Source organism: Marmoricola sp. Leaf446 (genome assembly GCF_001424755.1).
Lineage (GTDB): Bacteria > Actinomycetota > Actinomycetes > Propionibacteriales > Nocardioidaceae > Marmoricola.
Genome location: NZ_LMRF01000001.1, coordinates 1,531,904 through 1,557,376, shown reverse-complemented (window position 1 = coordinate 1,557,376; position 25,473 = coordinate 1,531,904). Strand labels below are relative to the sequence as shown.

Annotated in this window: 23 protein-coding genes and 1 pseudogene; 5 read left to right on the top strand and 19 right to left on the bottom strand. The window is 73.0% G+C overall.

The genetic code is table 11. The features are described 5' to 3' along the window. Positions 1 to 168: 168 nt before the first annotated feature. Positions 169 to 2,028 (bottom strand): NAD(P)/FAD-dependent oxidoreductase, encoded by a 1,860-nt coding sequence (locus ASG49_RS07395; RefSeq protein ID WP_082533843.1) that lies wholly within the window; start codon positions 2,026 to 2,028, stop codon positions 169 to 171. Between the two features lie 111 nt (positions 2,029 to 2,139). Between ASG49_RS07395 and ASG49_RS07390 the strand changes: the two genes are divergently transcribed. Together ASG49_RS07390 and ASG49_RS07385 are read left to right on the top strand one after the other, a co-directional pair. Next, positions 2,140 to 3,384: a GAF domain-containing protein gene (locus ASG49_RS07390; RefSeq protein WP_056539024.1), complete on the top strand. Its 1,245-nt coding sequence runs from the start codon at positions 2,140 to 2,142 to the stop codon at positions 3,382 to 3,384. 59 nt (positions 3,385 to 3,443) lie between these two features. Continuing rightward, on the top strand, positions 3,444 to 3,920 hold the full coding sequence (locus ASG49_RS07385; protein ID WP_056539019.1) for a VOC family protein: 477 nt from the start codon (positions 3,444 to 3,446) through the stop codon (positions 3,918 to 3,920). On the opposite strand, the gene ASG49_RS07380 is transcribed toward ASG49_RS07385, so the two are convergent. After that, positions 3,917 to 4,354 carry an Lrp/AsnC family transcriptional regulator gene (locus ASG49_RS07380; protein WP_056539016.1) on the bottom strand — a complete coding sequence of 146 codons (438 nt, stop codon included), beginning with the start codon at positions 4,352 to 4,354 and terminating at the stop codon, positions 3,917 to 3,919. The two genes, ASG49_RS07385 and ASG49_RS07380, sit on opposite strands and share 4 nt — an antisense overlap. Before the next feature lie 78 nt (positions 4,355 to 4,432). On the opposite strand from ASG49_RS07380, the gene ASG49_RS07375 reads away from it, so the two are divergent. Next, complete coding sequence (locus ASG49_RS07375; RefSeq protein WP_235561941.1) at positions 4,433 to 5,392, top strand: 5'-3' exonuclease; 960 nt, start codon at positions 4,433 to 4,435, stop codon at positions 5,390 to 5,392. On the opposite strand, the gene ASG49_RS07370 is transcribed toward ASG49_RS07375, so the two are convergent. Then, complete coding sequence (locus ASG49_RS07370; RefSeq protein WP_056539012.1) at positions 5,389 to 5,994, bottom strand: helix-turn-helix domain-containing protein; 606 nt, start codon at positions 5,992 to 5,994, stop codon at positions 5,389 to 5,391. The genes ASG49_RS07375 and ASG49_RS07370 overlap by 4 nt on opposite strands. Before the next feature lie 87 nt (positions 5,995 to 6,081). On the opposite strand from ASG49_RS07370, the gene ASG49_RS07365 reads away from it, so the two are divergent. After that, the gene (locus tag ASG49_RS07365) at positions 6,082 to 7,029 is read left to right on the top strand and encodes an NAD(P)/FAD-dependent oxidoreductase (protein WP_056539009.1); all 948 of its coding nucleotides are present in this window, start codon (positions 6,082 to 6,084) and stop codon (positions 7,027 to 7,029) included. Between the two features lie 21 nt (positions 7,030 to 7,050). On the opposite strand, the gene ASG49_RS07360 is transcribed toward ASG49_RS07365, so the two are convergent. The 15 genes from ASG49_RS07360 to ASG49_RS07290 form a co-directional block, all read right to left on the bottom strand. Next, on the bottom strand, positions 7,051 to 9,876 hold the full coding sequence (locus ASG49_RS07360; RefSeq protein WP_056539007.1) for an RNA helicase: 2,826 nt from the start codon (positions 9,874 to 9,876) through the stop codon (positions 7,051 to 7,053). After that, entirely contained in the window at positions 9,873 to 10,751 is an 879-nt protein-coding gene (locus ASG49_RS07355; RefSeq protein ID WP_056539004.1) for a diacylglycerol kinase family protein, read from the bottom strand. The genes ASG49_RS07360 and ASG49_RS07355 overlap by 4 nt, the downstream gene beginning before the upstream one ends. 45 nt (positions 10,752 to 10,796) lie before the next feature. After that, positions 10,797 to 11,636, bottom strand: coding sequence for a twin-arginine translocase subunit TatC (gene tatC, locus ASG49_RS07350; protein WP_056539001.1), 840 nt, complete (start codon positions 11,634 to 11,636; stop codon positions 10,797 to 10,799). Positions 11,637 to 11,649: 13 nt separating this feature from the next. Next, the gene (gene tatA / locus ASG49_RS07345; protein ID WP_235561940.1) at positions 11,650 to 11,958 is read right to left on the bottom strand and encodes a twin-arginine translocase TatA/TatE family subunit; all 309 of its coding nucleotides are present in this window, start codon (positions 11,956 to 11,958) and stop codon (positions 11,650 to 11,652) included. A 96-nt stretch (positions 11,959 to 12,054) separates the two neighbouring features. Further along, the gene (locus ASG49_RS07340) at positions 12,055 to 13,026 is read right to left on the bottom strand and encodes a YafY family protein (protein ID WP_056538995.1); all 972 of its coding nucleotides are present in this window, start codon (positions 13,024 to 13,026) and stop codon (positions 12,055 to 12,057) included. Continuing rightward, positions 13,023 to 13,994 (bottom strand): YafY family protein, encoded by a 972-nt coding sequence (locus ASG49_RS07335; protein WP_056538992.1) that lies wholly within the window; start codon positions 13,992 to 13,994, stop codon positions 13,023 to 13,025. The genes ASG49_RS07340 and ASG49_RS07335 overlap by 4 nt, the downstream gene beginning before the upstream one ends. Before the next feature lie 10 nt (positions 13,995 to 14,004). Next, positions 14,005 to 14,949 (bottom strand): FKBP-type peptidyl-prolyl cis-trans isomerase, encoded by a 945-nt coding sequence (locus ASG49_RS07330; protein ID WP_056538989.1) that lies wholly within the window; start codon positions 14,947 to 14,949, stop codon positions 14,005 to 14,007. Next, on the bottom strand, positions 14,946 to 16,307 hold the full coding sequence (gene pafA / locus ASG49_RS07325; protein WP_056538986.1) for a Pup--protein ligase: 1,362 nt from the start codon (positions 16,305 to 16,307) through the stop codon (positions 14,946 to 14,948). The genes ASG49_RS07330 and pafA overlap by 4 nt, the downstream gene beginning before the upstream one ends. Before the next feature lie 35 nt (positions 16,308 to 16,342). Then, a complete protein-coding gene (gene prcA / locus ASG49_RS07320) occupies positions 16,343 to 17,161 on the bottom strand; it encodes a proteasome subunit alpha (RefSeq protein WP_056538983.1) in 819 nt (272 codons plus the stop codon). A 12-nt stretch (positions 17,162 to 17,173) separates the two neighbouring features. Further along, complete coding sequence (gene prcB, locus ASG49_RS07315; protein WP_056538979.1) at positions 17,174 to 18,004, bottom strand: proteasome subunit beta; 831 nt, start codon at positions 18,002 to 18,004, stop codon at positions 17,174 to 17,176. 6 nt (positions 18,005 to 18,010) lie between these two features. Continuing rightward, the gene (locus ASG49_RS07310; protein WP_056539985.1) at positions 18,011 to 18,211 is read right to left on the bottom strand and encodes a ubiquitin-like protein Pup; all 201 of its coding nucleotides are present in this window, start codon (positions 18,209 to 18,211) and stop codon (positions 18,011 to 18,013) included. 59 nt (positions 18,212 to 18,270) lie between these two features. After that, entirely contained in the window at positions 18,271 to 19,779 is a 1,509-nt protein-coding gene (gene dop, locus ASG49_RS07305) for a depupylase/deamidase Dop (protein ID WP_369814206.1), read from the bottom strand. A gap of 192 nt (positions 19,780 to 19,971) precedes the next feature. Continuing rightward, positions 19,972 to 21,714 (bottom strand): proteasome ATPase, encoded by a 1,743-nt coding sequence (gene arc, locus ASG49_RS07300; protein ID WP_156384208.1) that lies wholly within the window; start codon positions 21,712 to 21,714, stop codon positions 19,972 to 19,974. Between the two features lie 102 nt (positions 21,715 to 21,816). Beyond that, positions 21,817 to 22,821 carry a tRNA (adenine-N1)-methyltransferase gene (locus ASG49_RS07295; protein WP_056538974.1) on the bottom strand — a complete coding sequence of 335 codons (1,005 nt, stop codon included), beginning with the start codon at positions 22,819 to 22,821 and terminating at the stop codon, positions 21,817 to 21,819. Beyond that, positions 22,818 to 23,951 carry a site-2 protease family protein gene (locus ASG49_RS07290; protein ID WP_056538971.1) on the bottom strand — a complete coding sequence of 378 codons (1,134 nt, stop codon included), beginning with the start codon at positions 23,949 to 23,951 and terminating at the stop codon, positions 22,818 to 22,820. Before ASG49_RS07290 ends, ASG49_RS07295 begins: the two co-directional genes overlap by 4 nt. Before the next feature lie 55 nt (positions 23,952 to 24,006). Between ASG49_RS07290 and ASG49_RS07285 the strand changes: the two genes are divergently transcribed. Then, on the top strand, positions 24,007 to 25,002 hold the full coding sequence (locus ASG49_RS07285) for a PD-(D/E)XK nuclease family protein (RefSeq protein WP_235561939.1): 996 nt from the start codon (positions 24,007 to 24,009) through the stop codon (positions 25,000 to 25,002). A gap of 6 nt (positions 25,003 to 25,008) precedes the next feature. Here ASG49_RS07285 and ASG49_RS07280 read toward each other — a convergent pair. Further along, a pseudogene (locus ASG49_RS07280) lies at positions 25,009 to 25,473 on the bottom strand (HAD family hydrolase); the annotation flags it as partial.

Genomic DNA, 25,473 nt, shown 5'->3' with positions numbered 1-25,473 from the left:
GGGAGTCGCCAGGCCTCACTGGTAGGTGAGCGCCGGCCCCTTCCCGACGACCAGACCTTCGCTGCCCCGGAGAGCCTGCCACTGCGCCGGGGTCGCAGCTCCGGCGCAGCGGCGGTCTCCCGAGCGACCTTGGGAACCCGCGGCCGCCGGTCGACCACCGACCACCGCCTACCCCGTGTGGTGCACCTCCGCCAGCCCGTGCACGGGGGTCGGGATCTCCTCGTAGCGCGCCTTGAGCTGCAGCGCGAGGTAGAGCGAGTAGTGGCGCGACTGGTGGAGGTTGCCGCCGTGCATCCACAGGTTCTCCACCTGGGTCGGCTTCCACATGTTGCGCTGCTCGCCCTCCCAGGGGCCGGGGTCCTTGGTGGTGTCCGAGCCCAGGCCCCACACCTTCCCGAGCCGGTCGGCGGTCTCGTCGTCGATGAGGTCGGCGACCCAGCCGTTCATCGAGCCGTAGCCGGTCGCCAGCACGACGACGTCGGCCGGCAGCTCGGTGCCGTCCTCGAGGACGACGGCGTCCTCGGTCAGGTGGGTGACCTGGCCGTGGGCGAGCTTGACGTCGCCGTTGGCCACGAGCTCGGCGGCGCCCACGTCGATGTAGTAGCCCGAGCCGCGGCGGAGGTACTTCATGAACAGGCCCGAGCCGTCGTCGCCCCAGTCGTGCCGGAAGCCGGCGGCCTCGAGCCGGTCGTAGAAGTCCTTGTCCTTCTCGGCCATCGCCTCGTAGGCCGGGATCTGGAACTCGTGCATGATCCGGTAGGGCAGCGAGGCGAAGACCATGTCGGCCTTCTCGGTCGTCATCCCCGCCTCCAGGGCCCGCTCGGAGTAGAGGTCGCCCAGGCCGAACTCCATCAGGCTGTCGCTCTTGACGATGTGGGTCGAGGAGCGCTGCACCATCGTGACGTCGACGTCGTTCTCCCACAGCGCCCCGCAGATGTCGAAGGCGGAGTTGTTGCTGCCGATGACGACCGCCTTCTTCCCGGCGTACGCGTCGGGGCCGGGGTGGGCCGAGGAGTGGTGCACGTCACCGTGGAAGGTCTCCGCGCCGGGGATCTCCGGCACGTTGGCCTTGCCCGACATGCCGGTGGCGAAGACGAGGTGCGTCGGGCGCAGCGTCAGCGGCTTGCCCTCGCGCTCGACCTCGACGGTCCACTCCCCCGCGTCCTCGGACCAGGTGGCGCTGGTCGCGGTGGTGCTCGACCAGTACGGCACCTCCATGATCCGCGTGTAGGACTCCAGCCAGTCGCCGATCTTGTCCTTGGGCGCGAAGACCGGCCAGTTGTCGGGGAACTTCAGGTAGGGCAGGTGGTCGTACCAGACCGGGTCGTGCAGGCACAGGCTCTTGTAGCGACCGCGCCACTGGTCACCCGGACGGGGGTACTTGTCGATGACCAGGCTCGGCACGCCGAGCTGGCGCAGCCGCGCGCCGAGCGCGATGCCGCCCTGCCCGCCGCCGACGACGAGGACGTAGGGCTGGGTGGTACTGCCCAGGCTCTCCGACTCCTGCTGGCGCTGCTCCTTCCAGGTGGTGCGCTGCTTGTTGGCGCCGTGCTCGGCACCCATCGGGCGGTGGGTGCCGCGCGGCTCCTCGTGGCCCTTGAGCTCGTAGAGGGTGGTCAGCAGCGTCCACGCCCGGTCCTCGCCGTCCTCCTGCTTCAGGCGCACCAGCCCGCGGCCACGGCCGACGGCGGTCTCGAACCGGATCCAGGCGGTGACGACACCGTCGGCCTCGTCGGCGGGCTCCTCGGTGCCGAACCCGCTGGGCGCGACCCCGTCGAGGACCTCGCCGAGCATGGCGGCGATCTCCTCGCGTCCCTCGGAGGTGTGGAGGTTCCAGGTGAAGGCGATCAGGTCGCGCCAGTAGCTGTCGGCCGCGAACAGCCCGCTCACCCGCTCCACGTCGCGCGCCGCGAGCGCCTCCTCGAAGGCGGCCAGCCACCGCTCGGTGCGCTCCTGCGCACCGGGGTGCCCGTCCTGCGTCGTGGTGGGGTCGCTCGCGGTGGTCTCCCGCTCGGGGGCCTGGGTCATGTACGTCTCCTTCGCCTAGGCTGGTGTGACCGAGCACACACGGCCGCGACCCCTGGGCGACAGGGTTGCAGGACGTTGCACCTCACCCGACCGGCTCGCCTCGGAGGACCCGTGCCGCAGCGTCACGACCGCCCCGACCTCGTCGGGCTGCAGCGCCTCCGCGACGTAGCGCTCGGCGGGGGCCCCGGGCCGGTCCCCGCCCCGCGCGGACCGGTGGCGGCGTCCTGGCGGCGGGTGGCCGCCTGCGGTCTCGAGCCCGGCTCGCAACCGGACGTCGCCCCGCTCGGGGGCGCCGAGCTGGAGCGGCGGCGCGCCGAGAGCGGGCTCGCGGCGTACGTCCCGCGGCTGACGCAGACCCTCGCCTCGGTCATCGACGCGGGCCAGATGGTCGTGGTGGCCGACCCCGAGGGTCGGGTGCTGTGGCGCGCCGGCTCCTCGGGCGTACGCCGTGCCGCGGACGACCTCGGCTTCGTCGGCGGCTCGTCGTGGACCGAGGGCAACGTCGGCACCAACGCCATCGGCACCAGCCTGGTGCTCGGCGAGGGCGTCCACATCCAGGGCCCCGAGCACTTCGTGGAGTCCCACACCCGCTGGGGCTGCGCCGCCGCCCCGATCCGCGACCCCTGGTCGGGCCGCGTCCTCGGGGTGGTCGACGTCAGCGGGCCCTCGCGCGGGATGCACCCGGCCGAGCTCGCCCTGGTGGAGCTCGCGGCGCGGATGACCAGCCTCGAGGTGGTCGAGCAGCACCGCAGCGACCTCGACCGGTTGCGGGCGGTCGCCGCGCCGGTGCTGGCGGGCGTGAGCGGCGACGTGCTCGCCGTCGACCGGTTCGGCCACCTCGCCGCGGCCGTCGGCTCCCGGGCTCCCGAGCGCGTCGCGCTGCCGCACGACCTCGCCGGCGGCCGGCTGTGGCTGCCCACGCTGGGCGAGGCGGTCGCCGAGCCGCTCGCCGGCGGCTGGCTGCTGCGGCTGGGCGACACGACGTCGACGGCCACCCGGCTGGTGCTCGACCTGCGGACCGCGCCGACGCTCGAGGTGGCCGCGCCGAGCGGTGACTGGTCGCGGCGGCTCTCCCCGCGCCACGCCGAGATCCTGCTCGCGCTGCTGGCGGCCGGACCCGAGGGCCGCTCCGCCGCCGACCTCGCCGCCGACCTCTTCGACGACGCCACCCGGGTGGTCACCGTCCGTGCCGAGCTCTCGCGGCTGCGGCGGCTGCTCGGCAGCGTGGTGCTCTCGGGGCCCTACCGCCTCTCCCCCGGTGTCGAGGCCACGCTGCGGCTGCCCGACCCCGGCTCCCCGGTGCTGCCGGGGTCCAGCGCTCCCGTCGTACGCCGCCTCGGCGCCGCGCCCCGATGAGTCCTGGTCCCGGCGCCGGTCTGACCCGGTGAGAACCAATCCACCCCGAGGAGCCCGTCATGCGACCTGTCAACGTCAACCTGTGGATCAACGACGGCCGGATCCAGGAGGCCGTCGACCACTGGGTCTCGCTCTTCCCCGACTCCCGGGTGGTGTCGACCATGGCCTACGGCGAGGAGGCCGGTGAGCTCGCGGGCCAGCCGATGGCCGTCGTGTTCGAGCTGCAGGGACAGGCCTACACCGCCATCAACGGCGGTGACACCCGCTTCGAGCCCAACGAGTCGGTGTCCCTGGCGGTGCCCTGCGACACCCAGGAGGAGATCGACCGCCTCTGGACGGGCCTGACCGACGGGGGCAAGGGCGGCCCGTGCGGGTGGCTCTCGGACCGCTTCGGCTTCGCCTGGCAGGTCTACCCCGCCGCGCTCGACGACCACCTCGGCGACCCGGAGAAGGCGCCGCGGGCAGTGGCCTACTTCATGACGCTCGACGGCGTGCCGTTCTCGATCGCCGACCTCGAGGCCGCGGTGAAGGCCTAGTGCGTCGCGCGGTTCTCGAACGGCGTGGACAGCACGATGGTCGTGCGCGTCGAGACGTGGGCGGCGGCGCGCACCCGGGCGAGCAGGTCCTCCAGGTCGGCCGGGGTCGCGACGCGGACCTTGAGGATGTAGGACTCCTCGCCGGCCACCGACCAGCACGACTCGATCTCCTCCACGCCCCGGAGCTTCTCGGGGTAGTCGTCGGGCCGCGACACGTCGATCGGCGTGATGCTGACGAACGCCGTGAGCGGCTTGCCGGCGGCGGCGTGGTCGATCGTCGCGCCGTACCCCAGGATCAGGCCGCGCTCCTCGAGCCGCTTGACCCGCTGGTGCACGGCGCTGGTCGAGAGGCCGGTGGCCTTGCCGAGGTCGGTGTAGGACATCCGGCCGTCGTCGGCGAGCAGCCGCAGGATCTGCCGGTCCTTGTTCTCCACGCGGGAGACCCTAGCGGCCGGTCGGGCCGGGGAGCGGCGCACCGGGCGGCCGTCCCCGGTCGCGCCTAGGCTGCGGCCATGCCCGCTCCCCCGCCCGCACCGCAGCGCCTGATGCTCCTCGACACCGCATCGCTCTACTTCCGGGCCTTCTTCGGCGTGCCCGACTCGGTCACCGCACCCGACGGCACCCCGGTCAACGCCGTGCGCGGGCTGCTCGACTTCATCAGCCGGCTGGTGGCCGACTACGAGCCGACGCACCTGGCCTGCTGCTGGGACAACGACTGGCGACCGCAGTGGCGCGTCGACCTGATCCCGACCTACAAGGCGCACCGCGTGGTCGCCGAGCGGCAGTCCGACCCCGACGTCGAGGAGGTGCCCGACCCGCTGGAGAAGCAGGTGCCGATCATCGAGGCGGTGCTGGAGGCGTTCGGGATCGCCGTCGTGGGCGCCGACCACCACGAGGCCGACGACGTCATCGGCACGCTGGCGACCGGGGCCGGCATGCCCGTCGACGTGGTCACCGGCGACCGCGACCTGTTCCAGCTCGTCGACGACGAGCAGCAGGTGCGGGTGCTCTACACCGCCCGTGGCGTCGGCAAGCACGAGCGGGTCGACGAGGCCTGGGTGCGAGAGCGCTACGGCGTCGAGGCCGCGCAGTACGCCGCCTTCGCGACCCTGCGCGGCGACTCCTCCGACGGCCTGCCCGGCGTGGCCGGCATCGGCGACAAGACCGCGGCCGTGCTGCTCGGGCGATTCGGCGACCTCGACGCGATCGTCGCCGCCGCCACCGACCCCGAGGGCGCCGACCCCGACTCCGAGATGGGTCCCGGCCCCCGGGGCAAGGTGAAGGCGGCGCTGGACTACCTCGAGGTGGCACCTCGGGTGGTCGCCGTGGTGCGCGACCTCGACCTGGGCGGCCCCGACCTCGCCCTGCCCGCCTCCCCCGCCGACCCCGAGATGCTCGACGCCATCGCCGAGCAGTGGGGCCTGAGCAGCCCGGTCGAGCGGCTGCGCGAGGTCCTCGCCGCGCGCGCCTAGCCCGGCGCCGGGCGCGCGTCGCCCCGGTCGGTCGACCGGGCCCGGGTGTGCATCCGCTCGCCCTCGCGACCGAAGATCGACAGGAACTCCACGCGCCGCTCGTCGGCCCCGCCGAACCAGTGCGGCAGCCGGGTGTCGAACTCCGCGACCTCGCCGGGCTCCAGCACGACGTCGTGCTCGCCGAGCACCATCCGCAGCCGACCGTCGAGCACGTAGAGCCACTCGTAGCCCTCGTGCGTCTGCGGGTCGGGCTCCCGGCGCCGTCGCCCCGGCGGGATCGTCAGCTTGTAGGCCTGCAGCCCGCCGGCGCGTCGGCTGAGCGGCACCATCGTCATGCCCCCGCGGGTCACCGCTCGCTGCGGGACCCGCGGGTCCGCCGCACCGCTGGCCTCCACGAGGTCGTCGAGGGCCAGGCCGTGGGCGCGGGCGAGCGGGAGCAGCAGCTCCAGGGTGGGCCGGCGCCCCCCGGACTCCAGCCGCGAGAGCGTGCTGACCGAGATGCCGGTCGTGGTGGCGAGGTCCGCCAGGGTCAGCCCGGCCTCCAGGCGCAGCGCCCGCAGCCGGGGGCCGACGGAGTCCAGCACGGTCTCGAGCTCGTCCATGCCCCCTATGTTGCCACATCGGCAACGCGATTTGCCGTCGGTCGTGGCCGCGTCGCAGGGTGTTGGCACCGACGAGAGGAGACGGACATGGCCGCGCAGCAGCGGGACGGGTACGACGTGGTGGTGGTGGGTGGCGGTGCCGCCGGGCTGAGCGGGGCGGTCGCGCTGGCGCGGTCGCGGCGGCGGGTCCTGGTGGTCGACGCCGGCTCCCCGCGCAACGCCCCCGCCGAGGGGGTGCACAACCTGCTGGGTCGCGAGGGGGTATCGCCCCTCGACCTGCTGGCGCAGGGACGGGCCGACCTGGAGACCTACGGCGGGGAGGTACGCCGCGGCCGCGCCGTCGGCGCCCGTCGCGCCGGCACCGGCTTCGAGGTGGACCTCGACGACGGGACGGCCGTGACCGGTCGGCGACTGCTGGTGACGACCGGCCTGGTGGACGAGCTGCCCGACCTGCCGGGGCTGGCCGAGCGGTGGGGCCACCAGGTGCTGCACTGCCCGTTCTGCCACGGCTGGGAGGTGCGCGACCAGCGCATCGGGGTGCTCGCCACCGGCCCGATGGCGGTCCACCAGGCGGTGCTCTTCAGCCGGCTCTCGGACCGGGTGGTGCTGCTGGCCCACGAGGTCCCTCCGGACGAGGCCGACCTGCCGCGGCTCAGCGCTGCCGGCGTGGCGGTGGTGACCGGGCGGGTGACGGCGCTGGAGGGCGAGCCCGGCCGGCTGTCCGGCGTACGACTGGAGGACGGGACGAGGCTGCCGCTGGACGCGGTGGTGGTGGCCCCGCGCATGGTGGCGCGCTCGGCCGTGCTCGACGACCTCGGGCTGGAGCCGGTGGCCCACCCGACGGGGATGGGCCAGCACTACCCGGCGGAGGTGACCGGGCACAGCAGCGTCGAGGGCGTCTTCCTCGCCGGCAACGTCTGCGACCTGACCGCCCAGGTCGGCGCGAGCGGAGCGGCGGGCACCACCGCCGGTGCCATGATCCACGCCGAGCTGATCGAGGAGGAGCTCGCGGCGGCGCTGCTCCCCGCCGGCTGACCCGCCGGTTTCCGGCCGGACCTAGCTGCTGACCGAGGAGTAGGCCACGACGCCGCGCCGCAGCCGCCCGGCCGTCTCACGAGCGGTGGTCCGCAGCGCGCCGGACCCCGCGGCGTCGGCAACCTGGTCGGCGAGGTCGAGCAGCTGCTTGACCCACCGCACGAAGTCTCCGGCGGACAGGTCGGTGACCCGCAGGATGTCGTCGAGCTCGTCGCCCTCGGCCCAGCGCCACGCCGCCCAGACGAACCCCAGGTCGGGCTCGTGGAGCTGGTCGAGGTGGTGCTCGCGCTCGAGCGCGTCGAGGTCGGACCACGTCGAGACCATCTCGGCCAGCACCTCGCGGACCGGGCCCGAGGCCGGCAGCCTCGGGGTGGCCGCGTCGTCGGGCCGTCGGGACTCGTAGACCAGGGTCGAGAGCACCGCGGCCAGCTCGGAGGCGTCGAGGCCGTCCCACAGCCCGGCCCGCAGCGACTCGGCGGTGAGCAGGTCCATCTCGTTGTAGATCCGCATCAGGGTGCGGCCGCGGTCGGTCACGACCAGGTCGGAACCCTCGCCCTCGAGGTAGCCGAGCGTGGCCAGCACCTCGCAGACGCGGTCGAAGCGGCGCGCGATGGTGTTGGTGCGCTGCTCGATGCGGCGGCGCAGCGTGGCAGAGTCGCGCTCGAGCTTGAACCACCGCTCGGCCCAGCGGGCGTGGTCCTCGCGGTCGGGGCACTCGTGGCAGGGGTGGGCGCGCAGCCGCCGGCGCAGGTCCTCGATGCGGCTGTCCTCCATGCCGGAGCGACCGGTGCTGGAGCGCGCCGGGCCGTGGCCGGAGCGCCCGTCCCGGCCGGGCGGGGGCGGCGCGAACCCGTGGGTCCGCTCCTTCAGCGCGTTGGCCAGGTCGCGGCGCGACTGGGGGTTGCGGCCGTTGAAGCTGCGCGGGATCTTCAGCCGGGTGATCGACCCCACCGGCGTGGCGAAGTCGGTCAGGCTGAGCCGGCGGGCGTGGCGGTCGGCGGTGAGCACGTAGGGACGCGGTCCGTCCCGGTCGGCCCGCGTGCCGGGGTCGATCACGACGGCGATGCCGGCGAACCGGCCGCTCGGCACCTCGATCACGTCGCCGGGTCGCAGCGCCTCCAGCGAGTCGAGCACCTCCTGGCGACGGTCGAAGCGGCGCGACTTGGCGAGGTCGCGCTCGGTGTCGGAGAGCTGGTGGCGCAGCCCGGCGTACTCCATGAAGTCGCCGCGGTCGCAGGCGGCGGCGTCGGCGTACCCCGCGAGCGCGTCGTCGCTCTTGCGCAGCTGCCGTGCCAGGCCCACGACGGCCTTGTCGGCCTGGAACTGCGCGAAGGAGGACTCCAGCAGCTCGCGCGCCCGGTCACGGCCGAACTGGTGGACCAGGTTGACCGCCATGTTGTACGACGGCCGGAAGCTCGACCGCAGCGGGTAGGTGCGCGTGGAGGCCAGACCGGCCACCGACGACGGGTCGAGCCCCTGCTGCCACAGCACGACGCCGTGCCCCTCGACGTCGATGCCGCGGCGCCCTGCGCGACCGGTCAGCTGGGTGTACTCCCCCGGCGACAGGTCGGCGTGGGTCTCGCCGTTCCACTTCGACAGCTTCTCGATCACTACCGACCGGGCGGGCATGTTGATGCCCAGCGCCAGCGTCTCGGTGGCGAACACGACGCGGCACAGCCCCCGCAGGAACAGCTCCTCGACGCACTCCTTGAACTTCGGCAGCATCCCCGCGTGGTGGGCCGCGATGCCGCGGGTGAGGCCGTCGAGGAACTCGTGGTAGCCCAGCGCCTGCAGGTCCTCGTCGGGGAGGTCGGCACACCGCTCCTCCACGAAGGCGTAGATCTCCTCGCGCTCGGCGGGGCTGGTCAGCCGCAGGTTGGCCTCCAAGCACTGCTGGACCGCGGCGTCGCAGCCGATCCGGCTGAAGATGAACACGATGGCCGGCAGCAGCCCAGCCCGGTCGAGCTGCTCGACGACCTGGGCGCGGGTGGGGGTCCAGGCGCCACGGGCGCCGTTCGAGCCCGACTGCGGGCGCTTGCCCCCGCGCGGGGCGCGACGGTCCTTCATCCGGCCACGGGCCCAGTCGTCGCGGGCCAGCTTCTCCAGCTGCGGGTTGACCCGGGGTTGTCGGTCGCGGGTGGGGTCGGCGGTCTCCTCGTCGGCGAACAGGTCGTACATCCGTCGCCCGGCGATCACGTGCTGGTAGAGCGGGACGGGGCGGCGCTCCTCCACGATCGTGGTGGTCTCGCCGCGCACGGTGCCCAGCCACTCGCCGAACTCCTCGGCGTTGCTGACGGTGGCCGACAGCGAGGCGACGGCCACCGACTCGGGCAGGTGGATGATCACCTCCTCCCAGACCGCGCCGCGGATCCGGTCGGCGAGGTAGTGCACCTCGTCCATGACGACGAACCCGAGCGTGTCGAGGGTCCGTGAGCCGGCGTACAGCATGTTGCGGAGGACCTCGGTGGTCATCACCACCACCGGCGCCTCGCCGTTGATGCTGTTGTCGCCGGTGAGCAGGCCGACGTTCTCGGGGCCGTAGCGCATCGACAGGTCGTGGAACTTCTGGTTGGACAGCGCCTTGATCGGGGTCGTGTAGAACGCCTTGCGGCCCGACTCCAGCGCCAGGTGCACCGCGAACTCGCCCACGATCGTCTTGCCCGAGCCGGTGGGGGCGGCGACCAGGACCGAGCGGCCGTCCTCGAGCTCGCGGCAGGCGCGCAGCTGGAAGTCGTCGAGCGCGAAGGCCTGGCGGGAGGCGAAGTCGGCCAGCATGGGGTGCTCCTGGTGGGCCCGGAAGCGGGAGTAGCGCTCGGCGGCGCTGGGACGGTCGGGGCGGCTGCTCATCGGCCCACCAGTACCCGCAACGCCGCCGGGACCACGTCGACGGTCAGCGGGAGCGGACCGACCCGTTCGCCGTCGGCGTACGCCGTGATGCCGGCCGCCGCGACCGTCACCGAGCGCACCCGGTGGTGGTGGTAGCCGGGGTGGTGCACGTGGGTGCCGCGGAACAGCCTGGGGTAGGTCCGCACCAGCTCGCGGCGGCTCAGCGGCTCGATGACCACGACGTCGAGCAGGCCGTCGTCGAGCTCGGCCCCCTCGGTGATCCGCAGCCCGCCGCCGAACGACGGCCCGTTGCCGACCGCCACCACCGTGGCGGCGAGCCGCTGCACCTCGCCGTCGAGCTCCAGCACGTAGTCGATCGGGCGCAGCGCTCGCAGCTCGGCCAGGGTGGCGAGGTTGTAGCGCATCTGGCCGCGGGGCCGGCGCATCCGGTTGGCGCGCTCGTTGACCACGGCGTCGAAGCCGGCGGCCAGCACCGTCAGGAAGTACGTCGCCCCGGCCCGCGCCAGGTCGATGGTGCGCTCGCGAGCCCCGATGACGACGTCGACGGCGGCGGCGGTGTCGCGCCGGGGCACGTCGAGGTAGCGGGCGACGTCGTTGCCGGTGCCCGCCGGGAGCAGCCCGAGCCGTGTCGTGGACCCCGCCAGGGCCTGGATCGCGACGTGCACCATGCCGTCGCCGCCGACCGCCACGAGGGTGTCGACCCCGCGCTCCACGCAGTCGCGGGCGAGGTCACCGGCCTCGTCGGCGTCGCGTCCGCGCAGGTCCTCCACCTCGTGGCCGGCGTCGCGCAGCCGGGGCGCCGCCTCGGCGGCGATCCGCAGCCCCCGTCCGCCTCCGGAGCTCGGGTTGGTGAGCAGGGCGATGCGGCGGGACACGTGCTCGACCCTAGTCGCCGCAGCGGCACCGGCGGCTCACGCCGGCTACAGCGGCGAGGCGGTGTCGTCGTCCCAGTCCTCGTGGGCGTGCCGGCCCTTGCGGCGGTCCAGGACCCGGCACACGACCTCGGAGATCATCAGCAGCACGAGCAGCGGGATGGCCAGCAGGAGCATCGAGAACGGGTCCGTCGACGGCGTCGCGACGGCGGCGAAGACGAAGGTGCCGACGATGATCCAGGGCCGGTAGCGGCCCAGTGCCCGGCCCGAGACCACACCGGCCAGGTTGAGCAGCACGACGAACAGCGGGATCTCGAAGCCGATGCCGAAGATGAGCAGCATCCGCACGGTGAAGCTGAAGTAGTCGCCGAAGTCGGTCAGCTGGACGAGGTTGGACTGGGTGAAGCCGATCAGGGTGGCGATGCCCTTCGGCAGCACCCAGTAGCCGGTGCCCACCCCGACGAGGAACAGCGGTCCGGCGATCAGGGCGAAGAGCCGGGTGGCGCGCCGTTCCTGGCGGTGCAGGCCCGGGACGATGAAGGCCCAGATCTCGTAGAGCCACAGCGGAGCGGTGGCGATCACGCCGGCCGTGGCGCACAGCTTGATCTGCAGCAGCAGGGGCTTGGCGAGGCCGGTGATGACGGCCTCGCTCTGCACGTCACCGTCGAGCAGCAGCTGTGCCTCCTCGTAGGGACGCATGATCAACGTGTAGAGCTGGTCGTAGAAGAAGAAGGCGACGGTGGTCCCGAGCACGAGGTAGAGCGCGATCCGCATGATGCGGGCGCGCAGCTCGCGGAAGTGGTCGGCCAGGGCCATTCGCCCGCCCTCGCCGACGGGGTTGCGGGGCTTGCCGCTGAAGAGGCCCAGGACCCCGGTGACGACGGACAACGAGACGGCTGCGTCAGCGGGTGGACCCGGGGGTGCCCGGGTCGTCGGTGCGCCGCACCGGGTGCTGGGCGTCGAAGTCGGTGTCGCGCCGGGCGTCGGCCTCGGCGTTGCGGGCGTCGATCTCGCGCTGGGCGTCGGTCTTGTCGTCGTCGTCCATCAGGCCCTTGGTCTCGGCCTTGAAGATCCGCAGCGCCCGGCCGCTGCCACGGGCGAGCTCCGGCAGCTTGGAGGCGCCGAAGAGCAGGACGATGATCCCGACGATGATCAGGAGCTCCGTCGTCCCGAGACCGGCGAACATCGGGGTCACCACAGCAGCACTCATGCCTGTCACTGTACGCCGCGGAGATGAACGCGAGCCGTCAACCCGACATCCGGGGACTGTCGATCCGCGGGGCCCGGACCGGCCACCGGACCGTGCTCAGGCGTCGTAGAGCGACAGCGCCGCGGCCGCCGTACGCCGGACCTCCTCGCGCAACCCGGCGGGCTCGACCACCCGGGCGGCCGGCCCGAGGCGCAGCGCCAGCCGCACCAGCCAACGAGGGTCGCCGACCCGCAGCCGGACCGCGAGCCGGCCCTCGCCGAGCTCCTCGACGGAGTCCACGGGGTAGTAGTCGGCGACCCAGCGGGCGTGCCGCTCCAGGTGCAGCACCGCCTCCAGGTCGCTCGGGCCGGGCTCGAAGAGGCTGCCCGCGAGGTCGCGTGGCGGCAGCCGGCGGTGGCCGCGCGGCTGGTCCACGACCTCGACCGACTCGACCCGGTCGAGCCGGAACAGCCGGCGGTCGTCGACGGTGCGGCACCAGGCGTCGAGGTAGTCGTGGCCGTCGCGGGTCAGCAGCGCGATGGGGTCGACGAGCCGGTCGGTGGTCTCGTCGCGGGTCGGCACGTAGTAGCCCAGCCGGGCCTGGCGGTCGCGGGCGATGGCCTCCTCCAGGAGCCGCGCGTGCCCGGCCGTGCGGCCGTCGTCGGCGAGGTGCACGGCCACGGCCGGGGGCGTCGCGCCCACGGTGGTGGCCTCCTCGAGCTTGGCCAGCACCCGGTCGACGGCGTCGCGGGAGGCGGCCGGGCTGCCCTCCCGCAGCGCCCGCAGCGCCACGATCAGGGCGGTCGCCTCGGAGCTGCCCAGGCGGACCGGGCGGGAGAGGAAGTCGGCGTTGTCGATGCGGACCACGCCGTCGGGGTCGTCCTCGATCGCCTCCATGTCGACGTCGATCATCTTGTCGGGCGTCAGCCCCGGCAGACCGCACATCCACAGCACCCGCAGGTCGCGGCGGATCTGCTCCGCGGTGACCCCGAAGTCGGCGGCCACCTCGGCGAGCGAGACGTCGTCGCGCCGCTGCAGGTAGGGCACCAGGGCCAGCAGCCGGGAGACCTGGTCGCGGGCGCTGCTCACGACGCCAGCCCCTGCAGCCGCTCGCGGACCAGCCGGCGCAGCTCGGCGGGCTCCTCGACGACGACCGCGTCGGCGTACCCCAGCAGCTCCCCGGCCACGTCGTCGGTGGAGCCGAACGGCACCTCGAGCTGGTCCCAGCCCAGCGAGCCGTCGGGTCCGGTCACCCCGGTGGCGGTCACCTCGGCCCGACGGCGCAGCCCGACGGCGGCACCGGCGCGCGCCAGCACGCGGGCGCGGTGCTCGGGCTGCGGTCGCACCAGCGCGCCGGACAGGGCACGGAGGTCGACGCCGTCGGGCACGGTGTAGCTGCCGGGACCGCCCTCGGTGACCACGTCGGAGGCGATCCGGCTGAGCCGGAACATCCGGGGCTCCGCCCGGTCGGTGTCCTGGCCCACGACGTACCAGCGACCCTGGGCCGTCACCACGCCCCAGGGCTGCAGGTGACGGGCGCGGACCTCCTGCTCGCCGGCCCGGCGGTAGTCGAAGCGCACCGGGACCCGCTCGGAGGTGGCCCGCCACATCGCCTCGAAGGCCGGCTCCTCGGCGGCCAGGGTGGGCTGCACCTGCTCGAGCTGCTCGCGGTCGAAGCGCAGGCCGGCGGCCTGCAGCTTGACCAGGGCGTCGGAGGTGGCCGCGGCCAGCCCGGCGTGGCGCCACACCCTCGCGGCCAGGCCGAGCACCGCGACCTCGTCGGCGGTGAAGTCGATCGCGGGGAGCTCGAAGGCGTCGCGCTCGATGCGGTAGCCCTGCTCGTCCTCGAAGAACTTGTCGACGTAGCCGGTCTCGAGCGGGATGCCGAGCGCGCGCAGCTCGTCCTTGTCGCGCTCGAACATCCGGTCGAAGGCCTCGTTGCTGCTGGTCCGGTAGGGCTCCATGAGCGCCCGGATCTGCTCCTTGGTGGTGTAGTTGCGCGCCACCAGCAGCAGGATCACCAGGTTGAGCAGCCGCTCGGCCTTCTCCGCCACCATCGTCGTCGGGTCAGCCCACGCCGAGCACGTCGATGACGAAGACGAGGGTCGAGCGGGCGGGGATGTCGTCGCCCTGGGCGGTGTTGCCGTACGCCGTGTCGGGCGGGCAGACCAGCATCACGCGCGCGCCCTCCTTCTGACCCACCAGGCCCTCGTCCCAGCACTTGATGACCGCGCCGAGGCCGATCGAGAACGTCGTCGGCTCCTTGTCGTAGGACTGGTCGAACGGCTCCTCGCCCTTCCAGACCGCGCCGAGGTAGTTGACGGTGACCCGGTCGGGGTCCTCGACCTCGTCGCCGGTGCCCTCGCGCAGCGGCACGACCTGGAGCCGCGTCGGCTTCTTGGCCCTCGCCGGCACCTCGAAGCCGGTCGGCACGCCCTCGCGCTCGACCAGGGTGGGTGAGCCGGTGGGCGGCTGGACCTCGTCGCCGGTGGGGCCGTCGAGCACGTCGGTGGGGTCCGTGGCCAGCACGTCGGCCACCATCACGACCGGGTCGCCGCCCTTGATGCCGATCTGCGGCGAGCCGCCGGCGCCGTAGGCGTCCTCGGGCGTCGAGGCCACCACCAGCCGGCTGCCCGCGCGAGCCCCGACCAGCGCCTCGGCCAACGAGGGCAGGAACTGCTCGGTGAGGCTGACCTGGAGCGGGGTCTGGCCCCGGTCGAAGGTGCTGATCGCCTTCTCGCCGGTGCGGCCGTCCAGCAGCGTCAGCTGGAGCACGGCGGTCGAGGCCTGGCCGATGGGGTCGCCGTCGCCCTTCTCCTCGGTCCAGGAAGCACTCTCGGTCACCTCGAGAGGCGCCGAGAAGTCGACCTCGGGTGCCTTCCCGAAGTCACCGGAGACGTCGACCTGCGAGCGCAGGTCGGCCGACTCCTCCTGTTGCTCCGAGCTCCCGCAGGCGCTCACGGTCAGGGTCAGGGCGCACAGCAGCGCTGCGGCTCGTCGTGCAGGGGTCACATTCCCTCGATCAGTCGTTCGACGCGCTCGTCGTGGGCCCGGAAGGGGTCCTTGCACAGCACCGTGCGCTGGGCCTGGTCGTTGAGCTTGAGGTGCACCCAGTCGACGGTGAAGTCGCGCCGTCGCTCCTGGGCCTTCTTGATGAAGCTCCCGCGCAGCCGGGCGCGGGTGGTCTGGGGCGGCACCGACTTGGCGCGGAAGATCGCGAGGTCGTCGGTGACCCGCTTGACCGCGCCGCGCTTCTCCAGCAGGTAGTAGAGGCCGCGGTCGCGGTGGATGTCGTGGTAGGCGAGGTCGAGCTGCGCCACGCGGGGGTGGCCCAGCGGCAGGCCGTGGGCGGCGCGGTAGCGCTCGATGAGCTTCCACTTGATGACCCAGTCGATCTCGCGGTCGACCAGCGACAGGTCGCCGGAGTCGACGGCCTTGAGGCCGCGCTCCCACAGGTCGAGGACCTGGTCGATGACCGGGGTGTGCAGCTCGCGGCGGTCGACGAAGTCGCGGACCCGGGCGAGGTACTCCCCCTGGATGTCGAGCACGCTGGCCTCGCGGCCGTTGGCCAGCCGGACCTTGCGCTGGCCGGTCATGTCGTGGGAGATCTCGCGGATCGCGCGGATGGGGTTCTCCATGGTGAGGTCGCGCATCACCACGCCCTCCTCGATCATCCGCAGCACCAGGTCGCAGGAGGCCACCTTGAGCAGCGTGGTGGTCTCGCTCATGTTGGAGTCGCCCACGATCACGTGGAGCCGGCGGAACCGCTCGGCGTCGGCGTGGGGCTCGTCGCGGGTGTTGATGATCGGCCGCGAGCGCGTGGTGGCGCTCGAGACGCCCTCCCAGATGTGCTCGGCCCGCTGGCTCACGGAGTACGACGCGCCCCGCGGCGTCTGGGTGACCTTGCCCGCGCCGACCAGGATCTGCCGCGTCACCAGGAACGGGATCAGGACGTCGGCGAGGCGGCTGAACTCGCCGTGCCGGCTGACGAGGTAGTTCTCGTGGCAGCCGTAGGAGTTGCCGGCGGAGTCGGTGTTGTTCTTGAACAGGTAGACGTCGCCCGAGATGCCCTCGTCGCGCAGCCGCCGCTCGGCGTCGACCAGCAGGCCCTCGAGGACCCGCTCGCCGGCCTTGTCGTGGGTGACGAGGTCGACGATGTCGTCGCACTCGGGGGTGGCGTACTCCGGGTGGCTCCCGACGTCGAGGTAGAGCCGGGCTCCGTTGGCCAGGAAGACGTTGCTCGACCGGCCCCAGCTGACGACCTTGCGGAACAGGTAGCGGGCGACCTCGTCGGGCGAGAGGCGGCGCTGCCCCTTGAACGTGCACGTGACGCCGTACTCGTTCTCGATCCCGAAGATTCGCCGGTCCACGTGACCCACCCTAGAGGGGAGGTGGGGAGTTGGCGTCAGGGCGCGACGGGCGGTTCCTCACCGGGCGAGACCGAGGGATCGGTCCGGGTGGGTGCGGCCGGCTCGGCCGGCCCGGAGGCCTGGGCGGGCTCGTCGGCCTGGGCGGGCTCGTCGGCCGGGGCGGCGCCGAGCACGTCGCGGAGCACGGCGGGCAGCAGCCGCTTGAACTTCCGCTCCTGGGAGCGGGTCCGGTCGAGCACCGCCACCTCGAGGTCGTCGGCCGGGATGGTGCGGTCGGCGGTGTCGTTGTGGCCCAGGGCCGCGACGGCGAGCCGGAGCGCCTCGTCGCGGGAGAGCCCGAGCCGGTAGCGCTCGCGCAGGTAGGTGGTCACCGAGTCGGCGGCCCCGCCCATCACGGCGTAGTCCTTCTCCTCCACGACCTGGCCGTCGAAGGTGAGCCGGAAGACCTGGTCGTCGGCGGCGCCGTCGCCGACCTCGGCCACGAAGATCTCGATCTCGTAGGGCTTCTCGCCGCCCGAGGAGAAGATCGTGCCGAGCGTCTGGGCGTAGGCGTTGGCCAGGCCCCGGCCGGTGACGTCGCGCCGGTCGTAGGAGTAGCCGCGCATGTCGGCCAGCCGGACCCCCGCGATGCGGAGGTTCTCGAACTCGTTGTAGCGACCGACCGCGGCGAAGGCGATCCGGTCGTAGATCTCGCTCACCTTGTGCAGCGCCGCCGAGGGGTTCTCGGAGACGAACAGCAGCCCGTCGGCGTAGCGCACCACCGCGACCGAGCGGCCCCGGGCGATGCCCTTGCGCGCGAAGTCCGCCCGGTCCTTCATCAGCTGCTCGGGCGAGACGTAGAACGGCATGCTCATGCGGGAGGACTCCTAGGTCAGGGGGGCGGACGGGCCGTCGGGGCGCTGCATCCGGCTGGCCACGACCGCGTCGGCCACGGCCGCCACCTCGTCCTGGCCGAGCCGGGTGTGGCCCTCGGCGGTGATGACGCTGACGATCGGGAAGATCCGGCGGAACAGGTCGGGGCCTCCGGTCGCCGAGTCGTCGTCGGCGGCGTCGTACAGCGCCTGGACGACCGCGGTGACGGTGCCGCCCTGGTCGAGGTCGTCGCGGTAGAGCTTCTTCAGCGCACCGCGGGCGAACAGCGAGCCGGAGCCGACCGAGTGGAACGCGGTCTCCTCGTAGCGCCCGCCGGTGACGTCGTAGGAGAAGATCCGGCCGATCTCCTGGCTGAGGTCGTAGCCGGCGAAGAGCGGGACCACGGCCAGGCCCTGCATGGCCATGCCGAGGTTGTTGCGGATCAGCGCCGAGAGCCGGTTGGCCTTGCCATCCATCGAGAGCGTGGTGCCCTCGATCTTCTCGTAGTGCTCGAGCTCGGTCTGGAACAGCCGCACCATCTCGACCGCGAGCCCGGCGGTGCCGGCGATGCCGACCGCGGAGTACTCGTCGGCGGGGAAGACCTTCTCGATGTCGCGCTGGGCGATCACGTTGCCCATCGTGGCGCGCCGGTCGCCGGCGATCACGACACCGCCGGGGAAGGTGGCGGCGACGATCGTGGTGCCGTGCGGGGCCAGCGCGGCGGCGTCGCCGGGCGGCAGCACCCGGCGCGAGGGCAGCAGCTCCGGGGAGACCGAGGCGAGGAAGTCGCTGAACGAGGAGGTGCCGGGCGTGAGGAACGCGTCGGGCAGTCGGGCGTCAGTCATCGAGCCTCACTGACCGCCCTTCTGGATGAAGGACTTCACGAAGTCCTCGGCGTTGGTCTCCAGCACGTCGTCGATGTCCTCGAGGATCGCGTCGATGTCGTCGTCGAGCTTGTCCTTGCGCTCGGTGGCGCTCTCGGCGGGGGCCGGTGCGTCGACCGGCTCCTCCTCCTCGTGCGACCTGCGGGGCTGCTTGTGCTCCTGCGCCATGACGACCTCCTGGTCGGTGTCCGGTGCCTGACGGGCTCGTGCCACCGACCCTATCCACCTCACCTCGCGGTGAGGGCCTCGAACAGGCCGAGCGCCGTGTCGTGCTCGTCGAGCAGCGCCCCGACGTGGGCCTTGCTGCCCCGCAGCGGGTCCAGGGTCGGCACGCGCTGCAGCGACTCGTGGCCCGGGAGGTCGAAGATGACCGAGTCCCACGACGCGGCGGCGATCTCGTCGGGGTACTGCGCCAGGCAGCGGCCCCGGAAGTAGGCGCGGGTGTCCAGCGGCGGCTCGTGCATCGCCCGCTCGACCTGGGCGTCGTCGGTCAGCCGCTTCATCCGGCCCAGCCGCACCAGCCGGTGGTAGAGGCCCTTCTCGGGGCGCAGGTCGGCGTACTGCAGGTCGATGAGGTGCAGCTTGGCGTGGGACCAGGCGAGCCCGTCGCGGTCGCGGTAGGACTGCAGCAGCTTGAGCTTGGCCACCCAGTCGAGCTCGTCGGCGAGCTCGAAGGGGTCGCGCTCCAGGGTGGTGAGCACCCGCTCCCAGCAGGCGAGCAGGTCCTTGGTGGGCTGGTCCGGCTGGCCGCCGCGGCGCTCCTGGACGTAGCGGTGGGCGAGGTGGAGGTACTCCCACTGCAGCTGCACCGCGGTCATCCGGCGGCCGTCGCCCACCTCGAGCAGGTGGGTCAGGCCGGGGTCGTGGGAGACGGCCTTGAGCGAGGCCACCGGCCGGCTGACGCGCAGGTCGGTGGTGACGAACCGGTCCTCGATCATCGAGAGCACCATCGCGGTGGTCCCGAGCTTGAGGTAGGTCGAGGTCTCGGCGAGGTTGGCGTCGCCGAGGATGACGTGCAGGCGGCGGTACTTCTCGGGGTCGGCGTGCGGCTCGTCGCGGGTGTTGATGATGGGCCGCTTCAGCGTCGTCTCCAGGCCGACCTCGACCTCGAAGAAGTCCGCGCGCTGGCTGAGCTGGAAGCCCTCGCCGCGGCCGTCCTGGCCGGTGCCGACGCGCCCGGCGCCGCACAGGACCTGCCGGCTGACGAAGAAGGGGGTGAGGTGGCGCACGATGTCGCCGAACGGGGTGCTGCGGCGCACCAGGTAGTTCTCGTGGGCGCCGTAGCTCGCACCCTTGCCGTCGGTGTTGTTCTTGTAGAGCAGCAGGTCGCCCTCACCGCCGTTGGAGGCGAACCGGGCGGCGTCCAGCGCCACCAGCTCCCCCGCCTTGTCCCACAGCACGCCGTCCATCGGGTTGGTGCACTCGGGCGCGGAGTACTCCGGGTGGGCGTGGTCGACGTAGAGGCGGGCGCCGTTGGTCAGGATGATGTTGGCCAGGCCGAGGTCCTCGTCGGTGAGCTGGCTCGGGTCGGCCACCTCGCGCGACATGTCGAAGCCCCGGGCGTCGCGCAGCGGCGACTCCTCCTCGAAGTCCCACCGCGCCCGGCGCGCCTTCAGGGTCGCCCCGGCGTAGGCGTTGACCAGCCGCGTGCTGGCCACCATCGGGTTGGCCTGCGGGTGTCCCTGGACCGAGATCCCGAACTCGGTCTCGGTCCCCATGACCCGGCGCACGCTCACCCTTCGACCCTACGGGTAGCCCGGGCCCCGACGGCGGCGGCTCAGTCGCGCGGACGCGACTGGAGGGCGTGGGCGGCGTCGATCGGGAGGATCGGACGCGCTGCGCGACCGCCCGCTCGAGGCGCTAGCGGACGAGTCGACCAGCGCCTCGTCGTACTCCAGTCGCGGGTCGTGCTCGCCCACCACGGTGGCCTACAGGTACTGGCCGGTGTTGGCGACGGTGTCGATCGACCGGCCGGGCTCGGTGCCCTGCTTGCCGGTGATGAGCGTGCGGATGAAGACGATCCGCTCGCCCTTCTTGCCCGAGATCCGCGCCCAGTCGTCGGGGTTGGTGGTGTTGGGCAGGTCCTCGTTCTCCTTGAACTCGTCGACGCAGGCCTGGAGCAGGTGCTGGACGCGCAGGCCGCGCTGGTCGAGGTCGAGGAGGTCCTTGATCGCCATCTTCTTGGCGCGGTCGACGATGTTCTGGATCATCGCGCCGGAGTTGAAGTCCTTGAAGTAGAGGACCTCCTTGTCGCCGTTGGCGTAGGTCACCTCGAGGAAGCGGTTCTCCTCGGTCTCGGTGTACATCCGCTCGACCGTCGCCCGGATCATGCCGGCCACGCAGGCGTCGCGGTCGCCGGAGAACTCCGCGAGGTCGTCGGCGTGCAGCGGCAGCCGCGCGGTGAGGTACTTGGAGAAGATGTCGCGGGCCGACTCGGCGTCGGGGCGCTCGATCTTGATCTTCACGTCGAGGCGGCCGGGGCGCAGGATCGCCGGGTCGATCATGTCCTCGCGGTTGGAGGCGCCGATGACCAGGACGTTCTCGAGCAGCTCGACGCCGTCGATCTCGCTGAGCAGCTGCGGCACGATGGTGTTCTCCACGTCGGAGGACACCCCGGAGCCGCGGGTGCGGAACAGCGAGTCCATCTCGTCGAAGAACACGATCACCGGGGTGCCCTCGGAGGCCTTCTCGCGCGCCCGCTGGAAGACCAGCCGGATGTGGCGCTCGGTCTCGCCGACGTACTTGTTGAGCAGCTCGGGGCCCTTGATGTTGAGGAAGTAGGACTTGCCCTCCTGCCCCGTCTTGGCCGCGACCTTCTTGGCCAGGCTGTTGGCCACCGCCTTGGCGATCAGCGTCTTGCCGCAGCCGGGCGGGCCGTAGAGCAGCACGCCCTTGGGCGGCTTGAGCTCGTGCTCCACGAACAGGTCGGGGTGCAGGTAGGGCAGCTCCACGGCGTCTCGGATGGTCTCGATCTGCCCGAACAGGCCGCCGATGTCGGTGTAGTCGATGTCGGGCACCTCCTCGAGGACGAGCTCCTCGACCTCCGACTTGGGCACCTTCTCGTAGACGTAGCCCGACCGGCCGTCCAGCAGCAGCGAGTCGCCGGCGCGCAGCGTGGTCTCGCGCAGGGGCTGCGCGAGGCGCACGACGCGCTCCTCGTCGGCGTTGGCGATGACCAGGACGCGGTCGCCGTCGGCGAGCAGCTCCTTGAACATCACGACCTCGCCGACCTGCTCGAACTCGAGCGCGGCGACGACGTTGAGGGCCTCGTTGAGCATCACCTCCTGGCCGCGGGTCAGCGCGTCGAGCTCGACCGACGGGCTGACGGTCACCCGCAGCTTGCGGCCGCCGGTGAACACGTCGACGGAGTCGTCGTCGTTGCGCTGCAAGAAGGTGCCGAACCCGGTGGGCGGCTGCGCCAGCCGGTCGACCTCCTCCTTGAGCGTGAGGATCTGGTCGCGCGCCTCGCGCAGCGTCTGGGCGAGCCGCTCGTTCTGCGAGGTCACGGCGGCCAGCGACCGCTGGGTGTCGAGCAGACGCTGGTCGAGCGCCCGGCTGCTGCCGGGGGCGTCGTGGAGCCGACGGCGCAGCTCCACCACCTCGGCCTCGAGGAACGCGACCTGGTTGCGCAGCTGGGCTGCGCTGGGGCTGCCATCGATCGGCTCGGACACCGCGACCACCTCCGTGAGGGTCCTGGAACTCGACCCTACTGTGCCCGCGCGCGCCGACAAGGGGTACGACGCGCCTGCCCCGGACGGATACCGAGTCGTGACTCAGGACCCGGGGATCGCCTCCGGGTCGGGCCCGACCAGGGTGGGGTCCAGGCCCGACGGGCGGGGCCCGTCGTAGTCGACGCCGTAGGCCCCGGGCGCCGGGCGCCGCTTCTTCTGCGGAGCGCTCTCGCCGCGGGCCATCCGGCGGGCGGTGACCAGGAAGCCGGTGTGGCCGTTCATCTTGTGGCCGGGGCGGACCGCGAGGCCCTCGACGTGCCAGTCGCGGACCAGGGTCTCCCACGGCTGCGGCTCGGTGAACTCGCCATGGGCACGCAGCGTCTCCACCACCCGGCCGAGCTGCGTGGTGGTCGCGACGTAGGCCACCACGATGCCGCCGGGCACCAGCGCCTCGGCGACGGCGTCCACGCACTCCCAGGGCGCGAGCATGTCGAGGACGACGCGGTCGACGGTGCCGGGCGCCTCGAGCCGGCCCAGCTCCTCGACGAGGTCGCCGACGGTGAGCTGCCACGCGGGGTGGTCGACGCCCTCGGGGGCACCGAAGAACTGGCGGACGTTGCGCTGGGCGACGGCCGCGAACTCCTCGCGCCGCTCGAAAGAGCTCAGCCGCCCGGTCGGACCCACCGCGCGCAGCAGCGAGCACGTCAGCGCGCCCGACCCGGCGCCCGCCTCGACGACGTGGGCGCCGGGGAAGATGTCGGCCATGGCGACGATCTGGGCCGCGTCCTTGGGGTAGACGACGGCCGCGCCGCGGGGCATCGAGACCACGAACTCGCTGAGCAGCGGGCGGAAGACGAGGTACTGGCCGCCGTTGGTCGAGGTGAGGGTGAAGCCCTCGTCGCGACCGATCATGTCGTCGTGGAGCAGGCCTCCCTTGTTGGTGTGGAAGGTCTTGCCGGCCTCGAGGCAGATGTTGTGGCGGCGTCCCTTGCCGTCGACCAGGCGCACCCACTCGCCGGGGACGAGGGGACCGCGTCGTACGCCGGACCAGTCGTGGTCGGGCGCCGTGGGGGCCGGGGCGGGGTCGGTCGGGGTCTGCTGGGTCACGTGCGGGCGCTCTCCTCGAAGGCACGGTCGACGTCGGCGGTGGCCAGGACGCCGTAGACATCTCCCCCGGTCTCGACGAGGACGTACTCCTCGGCCGGGGTGCGGGACATGGCGCGGACGAGCTCCTCGCCGACCAGCTCGACGGGCAGCACGAGACCGGCCTCGAGGGTGCGCGACACCGAGGTGACCGGCACCCAGGGCCGCCGCTCCTCGGGGGTGGCGGACAGGGCCTTCTCGCTGACCACGGCGGACAGCCGGTGGTCGCGGTCGTGGACGACGATGCCGCCGGCGCCGGCCTCCTGGGCGCGGCGCACGGCCTCGGCCACGGTGACGTCGTCGGGGACGGCGACCATGCGGCGGGCGAGCGGACGCGCCTGCAGGGCGGGGAGCCTGCGGCGCACGCGCGCGCTGACCAGCGACGCGGTCGAGCCCGACCACAGGAAGGTCGCGATGATGAAGGCCATCACGTAGTCGAGGACGTCGGTCCGGACGCCGAGCAGCTCGCGGGCCAGCGCCGGCCACAGCAGCACCAGGAAGGCCGCGACCCGGCCGCCCCACGCGGCGGCGACGGTGCCGCGGTGCATGTTGCCCGACACCTTCCAGACCAGGGCGCGCAGCACGCGACCGCCGTCGAGCGGCAGGCCCGGGACGAGGTTGAGCACCCCGACGACGAGGTTGGCGCCGGCCAGGCCCTCCACGGCCAGCCGCAGCAGGCCGTCGGGAGTGACGGGGACGGCGACCAGCGCCACCAGCCCGACCGCGATCGAGGTCAACGGTCCGACCACCGCGATCGTGAACTCCTGCACCGGCGTGCGCGACTCGGAGTCGATCTCGGTGGCCCCGCCCAGGAAGTGCAGCGTGATGGAGCGGACACCCAGCCCGAACCGCTGGGCGACCACGGCGTGCGAGATCTCGTGCAGCAGCACCGAGAGGTAGAGCAGCACGGCGAAGGCCAGGCCCGCGACGTACTTCAGCGCGCCCAGACCCGGCTGGACCTGCTCGACCCGGGGGGCGAGGAGCAGCGAGATCAGCAGCGCGACGATCAGCCACGACGAGCGGACGAGCACGTCCACGCCGGCGACCCGTCCGACCCGCAGCGTGCCGGGAGGATGGGACGAGGGGGCGCTCACGCCCCAACGCTAGCGTGCCGCCCCGCTGTCGGACCCGCCGCCTACGGTGGCCCTCGTGGACACCACGCGGATCGGGACCCCCGTCGACGGCGAGCTCGTCGTGGGGTCGCTCTCCCCCAGCCGCGCCGCCGACTTCCGCACCTGCCCGCTGCTCTACCGCTTCCGCACCGTGGACCGGTTGCCGGAGGCGCCGTCGCCCGAGGCGGTGCGCGGCACCGTCGTCCACAAGGTGCTGGAGGACCTCTTCGACCTGCCCGCCCCGCAGCGCACCCCCGAGGCCGCCCTGGCGCTGGTCGGACCCGCGTGGGCGGCGCTGCTCGAGGGCGAGCCCGAGCTGGCCGCGCTGTTCCCCGACGGCGCCGAGGTCCCGGCGCAGGCGTGGCGCGAGCAGTGCCGGGCCGCGGTGCGGGCCTACTTCGAGCTCGAGGACCCCCGGCGGCTCGAGCCGGCCGAGCGCGAGCTCTACGTCGAGGCGCTGCTGGGGTCGCGGCTGCTGCTGCGCGGCTTCGTCGACCGGCTCGACGTCGCCTCCGACGGGGCGCTGCGGGTCGTCGACTACAAGACCGGCCGGGCTCCGGCCCCGGGCTTCGAGGCGCGCGCGCTGTTCCAGCTCCGCTTCTACGCCCTGGTGCTGTGGCGCAGCCGCGGCGTGGTGCCCCGGGAGCTGCGGCTGGTCTACCTCGCCGCCGCCGAGACGGTGTCCTACGCCCCCGACGAGGCCGACCTGCTGTTCACCGAGCGGCTGGTGCAGGCGGTGTGGGAGGCCGTGCGCGAGGCCCGCGAGACCGGCGACTGGCAGCCGCAGCGCGGCCGGGCCTGCTCGTGGTGCTCGTTCCGTGACATCTGCCCGGCCTGGGGCGGCACCCCTCCCCCGCTGCCGGTCGCCTCAGCGGACGACGTGCCCGTCGAGCAGGGCGCCGAGGTCGGCGGGCGTGAGCCCGGCCAGGCTCTCGCGGCGCACCCGGCCGGGGCCGTCGGGGACGGGCACGTGGTGGGGCACCACCAGGACCCGGCAGCCGGCGGCCTCGGCCGAGGCGGCGCCCGTGGGTGAGTCCTCGATGGCCACGGTGCGCTCGGGGGCCACGCCGAGCAGCTCGGCCCCCCGGCGGTAGGGCTCGGGGTGGGGCTTGCCGCGGCTGACCTCGTCGCCGACGACCAGGGCGGCGAACGACCCGGCGGGCAGCGCACTGACCACCGGCTCCGCGAACCGCCGGTAGGACATCGTCACCAGCGCGCACGGCACGCTCGCGGCCGCGAGGTCGGCCAGCAGCTCCCGGGCCCCGGGACGCCACGGCACCTCCTGCTCCACCAGCGCCACGACGCCGTCGAGCAGCTCCTCGACGATCTGCGAGGGCGTGCGGTCGATGCCCATGTGCTCGCGCATGTAGGTCGCGGAGTCGACGAGGTCGCCCCCGACGACGGCGAGGGCGTCCTGCTCGGACCAGCGGCCGCCGTACTTCGCGGCCAGGGCGTGCTCGCACCGCATCCAGTAGGGCTCGGTGTCCACCAGGGTGCCGTCCAT